This is a genomic window from Vandammella animalimorsus (genome assembly GCF_002288875.1).
GTDB lineage: Bacteria > Pseudomonadota > Gammaproteobacteria > Burkholderiales > Burkholderiaceae_C > Lampropedia > Lampropedia animalimorsus.
In genome coordinates this window covers 20716-35182 of sequence record NZ_NTBH01000005.1, presented here as the reverse complement: position 1 = coordinate 35182, position 14467 = coordinate 20716, and the positions used below count along the sequence as shown (strand labels likewise).

13 protein-coding genes and 1 pseudogene are annotated in these 14467 nt (G+C 64.8%); 6 read left to right on the top strand and 8 right to left on the bottom strand.

Annotated elements, in window-relative coordinates; genetic code table 11:
- The first annotated feature begins 37 nt into the window (after positions 1 to 37).
- Positions 38 to 706 (top strand): LysE family translocator, encoded by a 669-nt coding sequence (locus CLI93_RS08420; protein ID WP_095543628.1) that lies wholly within the window; start codon positions 38 to 40, stop codon positions 704 to 706.
- A gap of 97 nt (positions 707 to 803) precedes the next feature.
- Here CLI93_RS08420 and clpB read toward each other — a convergent pair whose 3' ends face one another.
- The gene (clpB, locus tag CLI93_RS08415; RefSeq protein WP_095543627.1) at positions 804 to 3389 is read right to left on the bottom strand and encodes an ATP-dependent chaperone ClpB; all 2586 of its coding nucleotides are present in this window, start codon (positions 3387 to 3389) and stop codon (positions 804 to 806) included.
- Between the two features lie 61 nt (positions 3390 to 3450).
- A complete protein-coding gene (locus CLI93_RS08410; protein WP_095543636.1) occupies positions 3451 to 4416 on the bottom strand; it encodes a LysR family transcriptional regulator in 966 nt (321 codons plus the stop codon).
- 132 nt (positions 4417 to 4548) lie between these two features.
- Here CLI93_RS08410 and CLI93_RS08405 point away from each other — a divergent pair, with 132 nt between their 5' ends.
- The gene (locus tag CLI93_RS08405; RefSeq protein WP_095543626.1) at positions 4549 to 5763 is read left to right on the top strand and encodes a CaiB/BaiF CoA transferase family protein; all 1215 of its coding nucleotides are present in this window, start codon (positions 4549 to 4551) and stop codon (positions 5761 to 5763) included.
- A 30-nt stretch (positions 5764 to 5793) separates the two neighbouring features.
- Positions 5794 to 6792: a Bug family tripartite tricarboxylate transporter substrate binding protein gene (locus tag CLI93_RS08400; RefSeq protein ID WP_095543625.1), complete on the top strand. Its 999-nt coding sequence runs from the start codon at positions 5794 to 5796 to the stop codon at positions 6790 to 6792.
- Positions 6793 to 7067: 275 nt separating this feature from the next.
- Here the strand turns inward: CLI93_RS08400 and CLI93_RS08395 are convergent.
- The 6 genes and pseudogenes from CLI93_RS08395 to CLI93_RS08370 form a co-directional block, all read right to left on the bottom strand.
- Positions 7068 to 7839, bottom strand: a protein-coding gene (locus CLI93_RS08395) for an IS5 family transposase (RefSeq protein WP_238946661.1) whose coding sequence is annotated in 2 segments (ribosomal slippage) — positions 7068 to 7482 and positions 7481 to 7839 — 774 coding nt in all. Because the reading frame shifts where the segments join, the coding sequence is not laid out codon by codon here.
- Between the two features lie 51 nt (positions 7840 to 7890).
- Positions 7891 to 8052 (bottom strand): annotated as a pseudogene (locus CLI93_RS08390) (ABC transporter substrate-binding protein); the annotation flags it as partial.
- Between the two features lie 154 nt (positions 8053 to 8206).
- On the bottom strand, positions 8207 to 8560 hold the full coding sequence (locus CLI93_RS08385) for a YgiW/YdeI family stress tolerance OB fold protein (RefSeq protein ID WP_095543652.1): 354 nt from the start codon (positions 8558 to 8560) through the stop codon (positions 8207 to 8209).
- A 122-nt stretch (positions 8561 to 8682) separates the two neighbouring features.
- Complete coding sequence (gene purT, locus CLI93_RS08380; protein ID WP_095543644.1) at positions 8683 to 9900, bottom strand: formate-dependent phosphoribosylglycinamide formyltransferase; 1218 nt, start codon at positions 9898 to 9900, stop codon at positions 8683 to 8685.
- A gap of 86 nt (positions 9901 to 9986) precedes the next feature.
- Positions 9987 to 10973 (bottom strand): 4-hydroxy-3-methylbut-2-enyl diphosphate reductase, encoded by a 987-nt coding sequence (ispH, locus tag CLI93_RS08375; RefSeq protein WP_095543645.1) that lies wholly within the window; start codon positions 10971 to 10973, stop codon positions 9987 to 9989.
- A 1-nt stretch (position 10974) separates the two neighbouring features.
- Positions 10975 to 11451 (bottom strand): FKBP-type peptidyl-prolyl cis-trans isomerase, encoded by a 477-nt coding sequence (locus CLI93_RS08370; protein ID WP_095543646.1) that lies wholly within the window; start codon positions 11449 to 11451, stop codon positions 10975 to 10977.
- A gap of 57 nt (positions 11452 to 11508) precedes the next feature.
- On the opposite strand from CLI93_RS08370, the gene radC reads away from it, so the two are divergent.
- The 3 genes from radC (at position 11509) to CLI93_RS08355 (ending at position 14384) form a co-directional block, all read left to right on the top strand.
- A complete protein-coding gene (gene radC, locus CLI93_RS08365) occupies positions 11509 to 12198 on the top strand; it encodes a RadC family protein (RefSeq protein WP_095543653.1) in 690 nt (229 codons plus the stop codon).
- A 92-nt stretch (positions 12199 to 12290) separates the two neighbouring features.
- Entirely contained in the window at positions 12291 to 12944 is a 654-nt protein-coding gene (locus CLI93_RS08360) for a Smr/MutS family protein (protein ID WP_095543654.1), read from the top strand.
- 111 nt (positions 12945 to 13055) lie between these two features.
- Positions 13056 to 14384: an ABC transporter substrate-binding protein gene (locus CLI93_RS08355; protein ID WP_095543647.1), complete on the top strand. Its 1329-nt coding sequence runs from the start codon at positions 13056 to 13058 to the stop codon at positions 14382 to 14384.
- The last annotated feature ends 83 nt before the right edge of the window (positions 14385 to 14467 follow it).

The window sequence follows — 14467 nt, the reverse complement described above, 5'->3', positions numbered from 1 at the left end:
GAGCCGGCCACGCAACCAGCCACACTTGCCTGAGCCCATGCCCAGCCTCGACACCCTGCTGCAGTTCTTCGGCCTGACTGTGCTGCTGGCCCTCAGCCCCGGCCCAGACAACCTGTTTGTGCTGATGCAGTCCATCCAGCACGGCTGGCGCACCGGCTTGCTGGTGGTGCTGGGGCTATGCCTGGGCGTGTGCCTGCACACCCTGGCTGTGGCCATGGGCTTGGCCGCGCTGCTGGCCGCCTCGCCTCAGCTGCTGACGCTGCTCAAGCTGCTGGGCGCGGCTTACCTGCTCTGGCTGGCCTGGGGCGCCTGGCATGCGCCCGTGGCAGCGCGCACGCCCGATGCAGCGCCCCAGGCGCCACAGGCGCCCCAGATCGCCCAAAGGCCAAACCTGCGTCAGGCCCTGCGCCGCATTGGCCGGGGCCTGGTGATGAACCTGAGCAATCCCAAGGTGCTGCTGTTCTTTCTGGCCTTTCTGCCACAGTTCGCCCATCCGGCGCGCGGGCCTGTGGCTGCGCAAGTCGTGGTGCTGGGCGCGGTGTTTGCCTTGAGCACGCTACTCGTGTTTGGCTCCATCGCCTTTTTCTCCGGCAGCTTTGGCCAGGCTCTGCAGCGCTCGGCGCGCATGCAGCGCGTGCTCAACCGCAGCGCCAGCATCGTCTTCGCCGCCCTGGCGCTGCGCCTGCTGATTGCGCAGGTGCAGTGAGCGCCTGCCATCGCGTCAGCGCAATAGTTCAAAACACAACACGCCGACCTGGTTTTTCACCAGAGCGGCGTGTGTGCAGGCCGATCAAGGCAGGCGCTTATCGAAACTCAAACACCCCCGGCGCCTTGATCGGATCGACGCTGACCTCGATCGTGCTCTTGGGCGGGAACTGCCCTTGCAGCAGCGCCTTGGACAGCGGGTTTTCGATGCGCTGCTGAATCGCCCGCTTGAGCGGCCGCGCGCCGAACACCGGATCGAAGCCGACCTTGGCCAGCTCGGCCAGGGCCGCGTCCGAGACTTGCAGGTGCAGCTCCATCTTCTCCAGCCGCTTTTGCAGCGTGGCCAGTTGGATCTTGGCGATCTCGCCGATGTGCTTGGCATCCAGGCCGTGGAAGACCACCGTCTCGTCGATGCGGTTGAGGAACTCGGGGCGGAAGTGGTTTTTCAGCTCCTCCCACACCGCGTCCTTGACCTCTTCATACGGCTTGCCCGCCATCTCCTGGATGCGGTGCGAGCCGATGTTGCTGGTCATGATGATGACGGTGTTCTTGAAGTCCACGGTGCGGCCCTGGCCGTCGGTCAGGCGGCCGTCGTCCAGCACTTGCAGCAGCACGTTGAACACATCCGGGTGGGCTTTTTCCACCTCGTCGAGCAGCACCACGCTGTAGGGCTTGCGGCGCACGGCCTCGGTCAGGTAGCCACCCTCGTCATAGCCCACGTAGCCGGGCGGCGCGCCGATGAGCCTGGCCACGGAGTGCTTCTCCATGAACTCGCTCATGTCGATGCGGATGAGGTGGTCTTCGCTGTCGAACAAAAAGCCCGCCAGCGCCTTGCTCAGCTCGGTCTTGCCCACGCCTGTGGGGCCCAGGAACAAAAAGCTGCCCAGCGGCCGGTTGGGGTCAGACAGGCCCGAGCGCGAGCGGCGGATGGCGTCGGCCACGGCGTCAACGGCCTCGTTCTGGCCCACCACGCGCTGGTGCAGCGCATCTTCCATATGCAGCAGCTTCTCGCGCTCGCCCTGCATCATCTTGCTGACGGGGATGCCGGTGGCGCGGCTGACGACTTCGGCAATCTCCTCCGCACCCACTTGGGTGCGCAGCAATTGCGGCGCGGTTTTCTCGCGCGCGCCCTCGCTGGCCTGGGCTTCTTTCAACTGCTTTTCCAGCGCGGGCAGCTTGCCGTATTGCAGCTCGGCCACCTGGTTGAAGTCGCCCTTGCGGGTGAATTCCTCGATCTGGAACTTGATCTGGTCGATCTCCTTACGCAGTTGCTCGCCGCCTTGGGCGCTGGCTTTTTCGCTTTTCCAGATTTCTTCCAGGTCGGCGTATTCCTTCTCCAGCTTGGCCAGGTCGTCCTCAATGAGTTGCAGGCGCTTTTTGGAAGCCTCGTCGGTTTCCTTCTTCATGGCCTCGCGCTCGATCTTGAGCTGGATGATGCGGCGGTCGAGCTTGTCCATGGCCTCCGGCTTGGAGTCGATCTCGATCTTGATCTTGGCCGCGGCCTCGTCGATCAGGTCAATCGCCTTGTCGGGCAGGAAGCGGTCGGTGATGTAGCGCGCTGACAGTTCTGCCGCAGCCACGATGGCCGGGTCGGTGATGTCCACGCCGTGGTGCACCTCGTACTTCTCTTGCAGGCCGCGCAGGATGGCGATGGTGGCCTCCACCGTCGGCTCTTCCACCAGCACTTTCTGGAAGCGCCGCTCCAGCGCCGCGTCTTTTTCGATGTACTTGCGGTACTCGTCCAGCGTGGTCGCGCCAATGCAGTGCAGCTCACCGCGCGAGAGCGCGGGCTTGAGCATGTTGCCCGCGTCCATCGCGCCCTCGGCCTTGCCCGCGCCCACCATGGTGTGGATTTCGTCGATGAACAGGATGATGCGGCCCTCGTCCTGCGCCACTTCTTTCAGCACGGACTTGAGGCGCTCTTCAAACTCGCCACGGTACTTGGCCCCGGCCAGCAGGCCGGCCATGTCCAGCACCAGCACGCGCTTGTCTTTCAGCGTATCGGGCACTTCGCCAGCGACGATGCGCTGGGCCAGCCCTTCGACGATGGCGGTCTTGCCCACGCCCGGCTCGCCGATGAGCACGGGGTTGTTCTTGCTGCGCCGTTGCAGCACCTGGATGGCGCGGCGAATCTCGTCGTCGCGGCCAATCACCGGGTCGAGCTTGCCTTGGGCGGCGCGCTCGGTCAGGTCCAGCGTGTATTTTTTCAGCGCCTCGCGCTGGCTTTCGCCCTCGGCGCTGTCCATGGTCTGGCCGCCGCGCACAGCGTCGATGGCGGTTTCCAGGCTCTTGCGGCTCAGGCCGCTTTCCTTGGCGATGCGCGCGGCCTCGCCTTTGGCGTCGGCCAGCGCCAGCAGGAACATCTCGCTGGGGATGAACTGGTCGCCGCGCTTGATGGCCTCCTTCTCCGTGGCCTGCAACAGCTTCATCAGATCGGGGTTGGGCTGCACCTGCTCCTGGCCCTGCACCTGCGGCAAGCGCTTGATGGCCGCTTCCGCCTCCTGCGCCAGCCGCGCCGTGTTCACGCCCGCGCGCTGCAACAGCGACTTGGGGCCGTCCTCCTGGCGCAGCATGGCCGCCAGCAAATGCTCGGGCTGGATGTAGGCATGGTCGTTGCCCAAAGCCAGCGACTGCGCATCGCCCAGCGCTTCCTGGAATTTGGTGGTGAGTTTGTCGAATCGCATGTCGAAAATCCCTCTGCAATGGTGTTTACTGCATCGCACATAAGGTTGGCCCAGCGGGCATTCAAGAGGGAGCAACAGGCTTTTTGCCATGCGGTTTACCAATAAGGGCTCGTGCATTTTTGCCTCTTGCTGGAGAGGCTTTCTGCACAGCAGCAACGGCCTGTGCCTTACGGCACAGGAACTCAATCAGCGTCTTCTGGGTTTTGGTCTGATAGCGCGATGGCAGATGCAGCAAATACAGGTTTGAACGCAAAAAGTCCAGATCCCGCTGAGGTATGGGCAATTGGTACAACTGGCCAGACGAGATTTCGCTAGCCACCATGTACACAGGCACCAAACCAGCCCCCAGGCCTTGCAGGACAGCATCACGCAAAAAGAAAAAATTTGCCGACATCAAGCGTGTGCGAATGCTCTCACTCTGACCCGCCAGCTTGAGCTTTTCGCCTGTCAGCTCCGAAGTAATCAGTGGCAAGCGCCGCAGCTGCGACAGCGTCCGCACAGCGTCTTGGCCTTTCAACAAGTCAGGGGCCGCACAAGCTACATACTCCACAGCGCCCAGGTTATGCGCCACCAGGTTGCTGGGGGCATCGCCCATGACGCGGATCGAAAAATCCACCGCCCCTTTGATCAGATCCTCAATGGCGTTGTCAAAAATCACCTCTAAGGTCACCTGTGGATACAAGCGCATGAACTCCATCAGCCACGTCGCCATAGTGTGTTGACCGTAGCCAATGGGCACGCTCAGGCGCACCGTACCACCCAAGTCCTTGCCCAGGCTCTGCAATGACTCTTCAGCCGCCATCAGTTCATGGCGGATCTTCTTGCCATGGGCGTACAACTGCCGCCCGAGCGCCGTGGCCTCAAGTTGGCGCGTGCTGCGCTTGAGCAGCTCAACCCCCAAGCTTTTCTCGAAATGGTTCAACCGCTTACTGATGTTGGCACGGCTCATGCCCAGCTTGCGCGCCGCGCGGCTGAGGTTGCCACTATCAATGATGTCCACCAGCAAGCTCAGCCCGTTTAAGTCCATTGTCAACCTCAAGTTAATTAATCTGTTGAATATTAATTGCAATTGTCAAGATTGAGTACCTAGTCAACAATGGCCTCCATCACAAGAAGGCCCCATTGATCGAAGGGCCGCTGCCGATGGAGACAAAACCACATGCCTGCAAGCCTTCCCCCAGCTGCGCTGCCCCTGGCAGGGGTTCAGGTGCTTGACCTGTCCCGCGTACTGGCAGGGCCCATGTGCGCCATGGCCCTGGCCGATCTGGGGGCAGACGTGATCAAGGTCGAGCATCCGGCGCGAGGCGACGACACCCGCGATTGGGGCGTGCGCATCGGCACGCACAACACCTCTTACTTCAACTGCTTCAACCGCAACAAACGCTCCATCACCCTGAATCTGCAAAGCCCGCAAGGTGCGCAGATCGCCAGGGATCTGGCTGCGCGTTGCGACGTCGTGATTCAGAATTTCAAGGTCGGCGGCGCCGAAAAGCTAGGCCTGGGCTATGAGCAGCTCAAGACCCTGAATCCACGGCTGGTGTACTGCTCCATCTCGGGCTATGCGCGCTTCACGCCCGATGCCCAGCGCCCCGGCTACGACCTGGTGGTCCAGGGTGAGGCCGGGGTCATGGCCACCAATGGTGAACATGGCCAGGGCCCGTTGAAATTCGGTGTGGCGGCCGTGGACATGTTCACGGGCATGTATTCCGCGCAAGCCATTTTGGCAGCCTTGTACGCCCGCCAATCCAACGGTCAGGGGCGTCACGTGCAAATGGCGCTGTACGACTGCGGCCTGATGATCACCTCCTACTACGGCATGGAGGCCTTGCTCAGGGGCAGCGACCCGCCAAAGTTCGGCAACTCCCATCCGTCCATCGTGCCCTACGGGGTGTTCGAAGCCGCCGATGGCCCATTGGTCATCACCGTGGGCAACAACGGGCAATTCCAGCGCTTCTGCCAGGATGTGATCCAGCGCCCCGAATGGGCCAGCGATGCCCGCTTTGCCACCAATACGGGCCGCTCAGCCCATCGCGAACTGCTCCTGCCACAAATCTGTCAGGCATTGCGCAGCTTCACGCGTGCCGAATTGTTGCAGCGGCTGACACGGGCCGAGATCCCGTGTGGCGAGGTACTGGGCATGCTGCAAGCGCTGCAGTCGGAACGTACGGCCCAAGCCGGTCTTCTGCACCACTACGAAGACCCCGAAGCCGGCATGCAGGCCGTGCTGGCACCGCCCTATGCCATGGACGGTCAGCGCGCACCTGTGCGCCACCCACCCCCGCATCTGGGCGAGCACACCGACAGCGTGCTGCAGGAGTTGCTCAAGCTGGACGCATCGGCCCTGGCCGCACTGCGGGAAAACGGTGTCGTTTGACACCCATATTGACCAATAAGGAGACATCGCATGCACCCCTCATCCATTCGTCGCCGTCAATTGCTGGCCTGGGGCGCCATCGCCCCAATGTTCGGCTGGGCCCATGGCAGCCTGGCGCAGACGGCATGGCCCAGCAAGATCATCAAGATCATCGTCGCCTTCCCTGCCGGCGGCCCGACCGACACAGTTGCCCGCATCATGGCGCACAAGCTGGGCGAGCGCCTGAGCCAACAGATCATCATCGAGAACAAGCCCGGCGCGTCGGGCTCGATCGGCACCACCGCGCTCATCAAAAGCCCGGCCGATGGCCACCACCTGTCCATGTTCGGCATGCCTGCATTGCTGGCCCCGCTGATGTACAAGAACGACGCATACGATGTGACGCGGGATTTTGCTGCCGTGGCTGCCATCTACGACCTGCCCATGGCCATCATCATCAACCCGGCAGTCATTGAGGGCGTGGACGATCTGCCCGGCCTGATCCGCTTCATCAAGGCCAGCAAGCAACCGCTGAGCTTCACCAGCGCAGGCACGGGCAGCTTTGGGCACCTGGCCATGGAGCAGCTCAAAGGCATGGGCCAATTCGAGCTTATGCACGTGCCCTACCGCGGCAGCGCACCGGCCGTGGCCGACTTGCTGGGCGGCCAGGTCGGGATCATGTTTGCCGATGTGGTTGCAGCTCTGCAATACATCCGCAACGGCAAGCTCAAGGCCATCGCCCTGAGCTCCCCCAATGCCAAGGCGCTGCTGCCAGGCACGGGCACCATCTCCGAGCAGGGCTTCCCAGGATTCGACTTCGACTCCTGGGGCGGCCTGATTGCCCCCTTGGGCACCCCCCAGGCCATCATCGACCGGATTGCTGGCGAAACCAGTCAGATCGTGCGCCAGGACGAAGAGCTGCGGCAAAAACTGCTGTCCGTGGGCGCCATCGCATCCTTTCAAGACGGCAAACAGATGCACGAGCGCCTGAAAAAAGACTTCGCCCGCTGGAGCGCCATCGTCAAGGAGAAAGGCATCAGCGCTGCTTGAGTGCGAACAGGCTCCGGGAGCTTCATCCTTCCTCTTGCAACCCAGTCAAGACTGGACTGAGGCCGCCGCCCAGGCTGACGAACACAATGACGCGCTTGTCGCAAGAAAGGATTCGCCCATGGGCGATTACGCCCAGTGGCTGGACGTCGCAACCCAGGCCAGAGCCCTGTTGCCAGCGCATGCGGCCGGCCGACTGCGCGCCCCAGACCAGCCGCTGGCTGTGTGCGACGCCTGCCCAGGGCTGACGAGGCCCCACTCCTAGGCTGAATCGACATTCACCCCACCCACAAGGGAATCGATGCGAGGTAGAGGAAGGCCAGGAAGTGGGAGGGCTTGCGGTCGAAGCGAGTGGCGATGCGGCGGAACTGTTTGAGCCTGGCAAAGCAACGCTCGATGCGATTGCGTAGCCGGTAGAGTGCCTTGTCGTAGGCGCGCGGTTGCTGGCAGCTGCGAGGCGGGATCACCGGCTGGGCGCCGAGCGAGTGGATCAGCGCCACCAGCTGCCGGCTGCCATAGCCTTTGTCGGCCAAGACGTACTTGGGCTTGAACCCGGCCAGCAGCGCTGGGGCTTGCGTGATGTCGTTACGCTGGCCGCCAGTGAGGATGAATCGCACCGGTCGACCCTGGCCATCTGTCGCCATGTGGATCTTCGTGCTCAGACCTCCTCGGCTACGCCCCAGAGCCGGGTGCGCTGCCCCCTTTTCCAGTCGCCGCCTGTGCGTGCGCCCGGACAATGCTGCTGTCGATCATCAGATACTTGTTGCTTCGATCCTGAATCAGGGACTGGAACACCAGCTCCCAGATACCCTTGGCCGCCCAGCGGGTGAAGCGCTTGTGCACGCTCTTGTAGGCTCCGTAGCGCGTGGGCAGATCGCTCCAGCGCGCCCCGGAGCGCAACACCCACAGCACGCCATTGACGAAGCTGCGGTTGTCCGCTGCCGTACGCCCGGGGTCACCGGCCTTGCCTGGGAGCAGATCTTCGATCCGCTCCCATTGGGTTTGGGTCAATTCGTAGCGGCTGGGCCGCGGATGCTTGGTCTTGGACATCCGCCGAAGATACCGGATGAATGTCGATTCGGCCTAGCACCGCCTGTGCGCTCACTGCTTGAGCAATGGGCACTGCGATTCGGCCAGCGGCAAAAAGGCCTTGTCGCCAGGGATGGTGGCCAGCAGCTTGTAGTAGTCCCACGGTGCGCGGGATTCGCTGGGCTTCTTGACCTCGAACAAATGCATGTCGTGCACCATGCGGCAGTCGCGGCGGCATTGCAAAGGTTTGCGGTTACCGCAGGACCATCCGAATTCGCAGATGCACACAGCGCTGCAATTTGTGCAGCGCCTTTCTTGATCGCTGCCCCACGCGACAACGGCCAGGCCTGCAAACACAGACCTGGCCGTTGTCGTTGCACAGGGATTCTTACTTCACGATGCGCAGCGAGCGCACGTCGATTTCCGGCGCTTGCAGGGTGTCTTTTTCCACCTCGCCAATGATTTCCACGACGGTGCTGGCATCGAATGGTGTGGCCGGCAGCAGGTGCTGGTCGATCTCCACCCGGATTTCGGCCTTGCCGTCGGAGAAGATGTATTCGTCGCTCTTGACCTGGCGCACGATTTTGCCGCGCAGTGTGACGTGCTGATCGTCCACTGGCTTGTCCAGAATGGCCTGCACACTGGTGGCTGCGGGCTGCACGCCGGGGCCGGCGTATTGGGCCAGGGCCGGAGTGGCCAACACGGCGGCCGTCAGCATCAGGGCGGAAGCAGTTTTTTTCATGAGATCAATCCCTTTCAAGTTTGGATAAGGTTCAGCCCAATGGCATGCGTTGGCCACAGGCTTGGCCGCCAGCATAGCCAGCGCGGCTTAAACACGGGATGAATCAACGAAAGGCAACCGCTTCAAGGCTGGCGCGGCCTGACTTGTGCGACGGCCTGTTTGGCGTGTTGGCGGGCCGTGTCCAGATCGTCGTGCCAGGCCAGGGCCACGCCCATGCGGCGCTTGGCAAAGCCCTCGGGCTTGCCGAACAGGCGCAGGCTGGTTTGCGGCACAGCCAGGGCCTGGGCCACGCCGTCGAAGACCAGGCCGGCGGCGTCCACGCCGCCGTAGATCACGGCGCTGGCGCCGGGCGATTGCAGCGCCGTGTCCACCGGCAGGCCGAGGATGGCCCTCGCGTGCAGCTCGAATTCGCTTTGGCGCTGCGTGGCCATGGTGACCATGCCTGTGTCGTGCGGCCTGGGGCTGACTTCGCTGAACCAGACCTGCTCGCCCTTGACAAACAGCTCGACGCCAAACAGGCCCAGCCCGCCCAGCTCGTCGGTGATGGTTTTGGCAATGTGCCGCGCCCGCTGGCGCGCCGCGGCCTGCATGGGGTGCGGCTGCCAGCTTTCGACGTAGTCGCCGTTGCGCTGGATGTGGCCAATGGGTTCGCAAAAGTGCGTCTGCACCTGGCCGTCGCTGCCTTGTGCGCGCACGGTCAGCTGGGTGATTTCGTAGTCGAAGTCGATGAAGCCTTCGACAATGACGCGACCATGGCCAACGCGCCCGCCGGTCATGGCGCAGTCCCAGGCAGCGGCCACGTCCTGCGGGCCGTCGATCTTGCTCTGGCCCTTGCCGGAGCTGCTCATGACGGGCTTGACGATGCAGGGGTAGCCAATGGGCGGCTGGCCGTCCGCGCCGTCGATGGCGGCCTGCAGGGCAGGCAGCGAATCGCAGAAGCGGTAGGCGCTGGTGGGCAGGCCCAGGGTTTCGGCGGCCAGGCGGCGGATGCCTTCGCGGTCCATGGTCAGGCGCGCGGCGCGCGCCGTGGGGATGACGCGCACCAGGCCTTCGGCCTCCAGGCGTTCGAGCTCGGCGGTGGCGATGGCCTCGATCTCGGGCACGACCAGCTGGGGCTTTTGCGCTTCGATCAGCGCGCGCAACGCAGCCGCGTCGCTCATGGCGATGGTGTGCGCGTGGTGCGCCACCTGCTGTGCGGGCGCGCCGTCGTAGCGATCCACAGCGATGGTTTCGACGCCCAGGCGCTGCAGCTCGATGACAACTTCCTTGCCCAGCTCACCGCTGCCCAGCAGCATGACGCGGGTGGCATGCGGGGTGTTGGGGGTGCCCAGTGTGTCCATGGCGGATGTCCTTGTCGTGAGGCTGCGTGCGCCCGGCCTGTGTGCAGTGGCTGGGCGCGCTGAGGGTGTGATGGGGATAGAGGCTCTTAGCCGCGCGGCGCAGCGGATGCGGCGGGCGCAGCGGTTGCCTCGGCGGCATCCAGCTTCAGGCCCTTGGGCAGCGGAAAGCGCATGGTCTCCTGCACGCCGTCCATCTTGCGCACGGCGATGATGCCCAGCTGGCGCAGGCGCTCGATCACGCCCTGCACCAGCAGCTCGGGCGCGGAAGCGCCGGCCGTCAGGCCCACGGTGTGCTTGCCTTGCAGCCATTCGGGGCGGATCTCGCTGGCGTCATCGACCATGTAGCCGGGCGTGCCGAGCTTTTCGGCCAGATCGCGCAGGCGGTTGCTGTTGGAGCTGCTGGGGCTGCCCACGACGATGAGCACGTCCACCTGGCGGCTGAGCTGCTTGACCGCATCCTGGCGGTTTTGCGTGGCATAGCAAATGTCCTGCTGCTTGGGCTGGCGGATCTGCGGAAAGCGCGCCTTGACGGCGGCAGTGATCTCGGCGGCGTCGTCCACCGACAGCGTGGTTTGCGTCACCACGGCCAGGCGCTCGGTCTGCGCCGGCTGCACGCGCGCCACGTCGGCCACGTCCTCGACCAGGTGGATGCCCTCGCTGAGCTGGCCCATGGTGCCCTCGACCTCGGGGTGGCCCTTGTGGCCGATCATGATGAATTCGTAGCCTTCCCTGGCCAGCTTGGCGACCTCGACGTGCACCTTGGTCACCAGCGGGCAGGTGGCATCGAAGACCTGAAAGCCCCTCTCGCGCGCCTCGTTCTGCACGGCCTTGCTCACGCCATGGGCGCTGAACACCAGCGTCGCACCCGGCGGCACCTCGGCCAAGTCCTCGATGAAGATTGCGCCCTTCTCGCGCAGCGTGTTGACCACGTGCGTGTTGTGCACGATCTCATGGCGCACGTAGATGGGCGCGCCGAACTTCTGCAGGGCCCGCTCGACGATGTCGATGGCGCGGTCCACGCCGGCGCAAAAGCCGCGCGGCTCGGCCAGCACAATGCTGCGCTGCTCGCCCATGTCAGAGCACCCCGATCAAGAGCACCTCGAAGGTCACGGGCTGGCCGGCCAACGGGTGATTGAAGTCAAACAGCACAGCGCCATCCTCGCGCACCTGCAACACCGTGCCGGCATAGCTGCCCATGCCGCTGGGGGTGGGGAACTGCACCACATCGCCCAGGCGGTAGTCCTCATCCGGGTCGCCCAATTCTTCGAGCAGCTTGCGCGCCACCCATTGCTGCATTTGAGGGTTCTTATCGCCAAAGGCCTCGCCAGCGGGCAGCTCATAGGTGGCGCGCTCGCCCTCTTGCATGCCCAGCAGGCGCGTCTCCAGCGCCGGCGACAGCTCGCCCGAGCCCAGGGTCAGCGTCGAGGGCTGGCCGTCAAAGGTGTTGATGATGTCGCCCTGCGGCCCGGCCAGGCGGTAGTGCAGGGTCAGAAAGGCGCCGGGCCGCACCTGGGGGGCGCCCGCATTGGAAGAAGGGGTAGAGGCCGGCATGGCTGGCAGTCGTCGATGGGCTTTGAATACACTCGGGGCGATTCTAGAGCCATGCCCATGTCCTTCAAAGATGTACCGCCCGAGGCCCGCCCGCGCGAGAAGCTGCTGGCGCGGGGCGCGGCCGCGCTATCGGACACCGAGCTGCTGGCCATTGTGCTGCGCACCGGCACGGCCGGGCGCGGCGTGCTGGCGCTGGCCAGCGATCTGCTGCAACTGCCGCAGGCCACAGGCATCGGCGGCCTGGCCGGCCTGCTGCAGGCGCAGCGCGAAGACCTGCGGCGCATCAAGGGCCTGGGGCCGGCCAAGCAAGCGGAGCTGCTGGCCATCATGGAGCTGGCGCGGCGCGCGCTGGCGCAGCAGCTGGCGCTGGGCGATGCGCTGCAATCGCCCGCTGCCGTGCGCCAATACCTTCAGGCGCAACTGGCACACCGCCCCCAGGAGGTCTTTGCCGTGCTGTTTCTCGACAGTCAGCTGCGGCTGATCGCTTTTGAGGAGCTGTCCCACGGCACGCTGACCGCCGCCAGCGTATTCCCGCGCGAGATCGCGCGGCGCGCGCTGCTGTGCAATGCGCACAGCCTGATCCTGGCGCACAACCACCCCAGCGGCACGCCCACGCCGTCGGCGGCCGACATCGACAGCACGCGGCGCGTGCGCGAGGCGCTGGCGCTGCTGGACGTACAGGTGCTGGACCACATCATCGTCGCGCAAGGCCAGAGCCTGTCGCTGGCCGAGCAAGGGCTGCTGTGAGCACCAAAAGCAAAAAACCCGGCGCGGCATCGGCAGCGCGAGCAGCCCAGCAAGCGCCAAAGGCCGCGCCCAAGCCAACGCGGGGCGCGGCGCTGAGCCTGCATGCGCTCTCGGACCTGCGCCAAGTCTCGGCCCTGCTGCGCCTGCAGCGCGAAGCCGCGCAACAGCAGGCGTTGCGCGAGCAGCAGCGCCGCGAAGCCGCCGAGCGCGAGCGCAACCTGTTCCGTCACAGCGTCGGCGCGGTGCAGCCGCTCAAGCACGCGCCGCGCGTGCACCAGGGGCCGCCGCCTGCGCCACCCCTGCCGCTGCAGCTGCAGCGCGACGAACAGCGCGCGCTGCTCGAATCGCTCAGCGATGAGTTCGACGTCGCCTCGCTGCTGGACACCGACGAGGCGCTGAGCTATCGCCAGCCCGGCGTGGTGCCGGATGTGGCGCGCAAGCTGCGCCTGGGGCACTGGAGCATCCAGGCCACGCTGGATTTGCACGGCCTGCGCCTGGACGAGGCGCGCGAGGCGCTGGGCCAGTTCATCCGCCAGGCGCACCGCCAAGGGCTGCGCTGCGTGCGCGTGGTGCATGGCAAGGGCCACGGCTCGCCCGGCCACATCCCGGTGCTCAAAAGCCGCGTGCAGCGCTGGCTGGTGCAGAAAAGCGAGGTCATGGCCTTCGTGCAGGCTCGCGCCAGCGAAGGCGGCGCCGGCGCCGTGGTGGTGCTGCTCGACCGCGCGCGGCGCGGCCCCTCCTCCTGATGGGAGCCCAGGGTTTTCCCCAGGCCTCAAAACCGTGACAAGGCCAGCTTATCGGGCACCATTCGCGCCTGTCCAGACTATTGACCACACCACTGACGCAAGGAGATTGTCATGCGCCGCTTTGCACCGATTCGCCTGGCCACGGCCGCCGTACTGGCCAGCGCCGCCCTGGGCCTGGGCGCCCAAGCCGGCACCGTCACCGTCATCACGTCCTTTCCCAAGGAGCTGACCGGGGCCTACAAGGCCGCGTTCGAGAAGGCCCACCCGGACATCAAGCTGGAAATCCTCAACAAGAACACCGTGGCCGGCATCGCCTACGTGCGCGAGTCGGCCGCGGGCAAGCGCCCCGAGGTGTTCTGGGCCAGCGCGCCCGATGCCTTCGAAGTGCTGGCGCAAGGCGAGCTGCTGGAGAAGATCGACGGCATCGCCAATGCAGACGTGCCGGCCAGCATCGGCAGCTTCCCGGTCAACGACCCCAAGGGCCTGTTCCTCGGCCAGGCGCTGGCCGGCTACGGCATCATGTACAACCAGCGCGTGCTCAAGGCCAGAAAGCTCGATGCGCCCAAGACCTGGGCCGACCTGCTGGGGCCGCAGTGGTTCGGCCTGGTGGGGCTGACCTCGCCCTCGCGCTCGGGCACCACGCACCTGACGGTGGAAACCATCCTGCAGGGCCAGGGCTGGCAGCAGGGCTGGAACACCATGCTGCGCATGAGCGGCAATGCCGCCGCACTGACCGACCGATCCTTCGGCGTGCCCGATGGCATCAACAACGGCCAGTTCGGCGCCGGGCCAGTGATCGACTTCTTTGGCCTGTCGAGCAAGTATTCCAAGTTCCCGGTGGAGTTTGTCTATCCCGAAGAAACGGCCATCGTGCCAGCCAACATCGGCCTGATCTCCGGCGCTGCCAATGCCGAGGAAGGCAAGAAGTTCATCGCCTATGCGCTGAGCCAGCAAGGCCAGCAGCTGCTGCTCAAGCCGGAGATCTCGCGCCTGCCAGTGCTGCCGTATGACAAGCTCTCGGGCGTGCCCGAGGGCTACCCCGACCCGCAGCAAATTGCCGCGCGCAGCAAGGTGCAGTTCGACGTCAATCTTTCCAAGAGCCGCTATTTCATCGTGCAGTCGCTGTTCGACCAGACCATCACCTTCCGCCTGGACGATTTGCGCAACGCCACCAAGGCCATCCACGAGGCCGAGGCCAGGCTACAGAAAGCGCCCAGCGAGCAGGGCCAGAAACTGCTCGACGAGGCCAAGCAGTTGGCCTTCTCGCCGGTCATCAGCGCCGAGCAGGCCGCCGACAAGGAGCTGCAGGCGCTGTTTGCCGCCGACAAGAAGGACGCGCAAGTCAACCAGCAGCTGTCCAAACTGCAGGGCGAGTGGAACAGCCAGGCCAAGGCCAACTACGAAAAAGCCACGGAACTGGCCAAACAGGCGGGCCGCTGAGAGGCCCAGAGCGGTTTGAGCCATGCCTGGGGCGCTGGCTGCCTGCGCCCCAGGCATGGCCACCTGAACCCACTGTGCGCAGA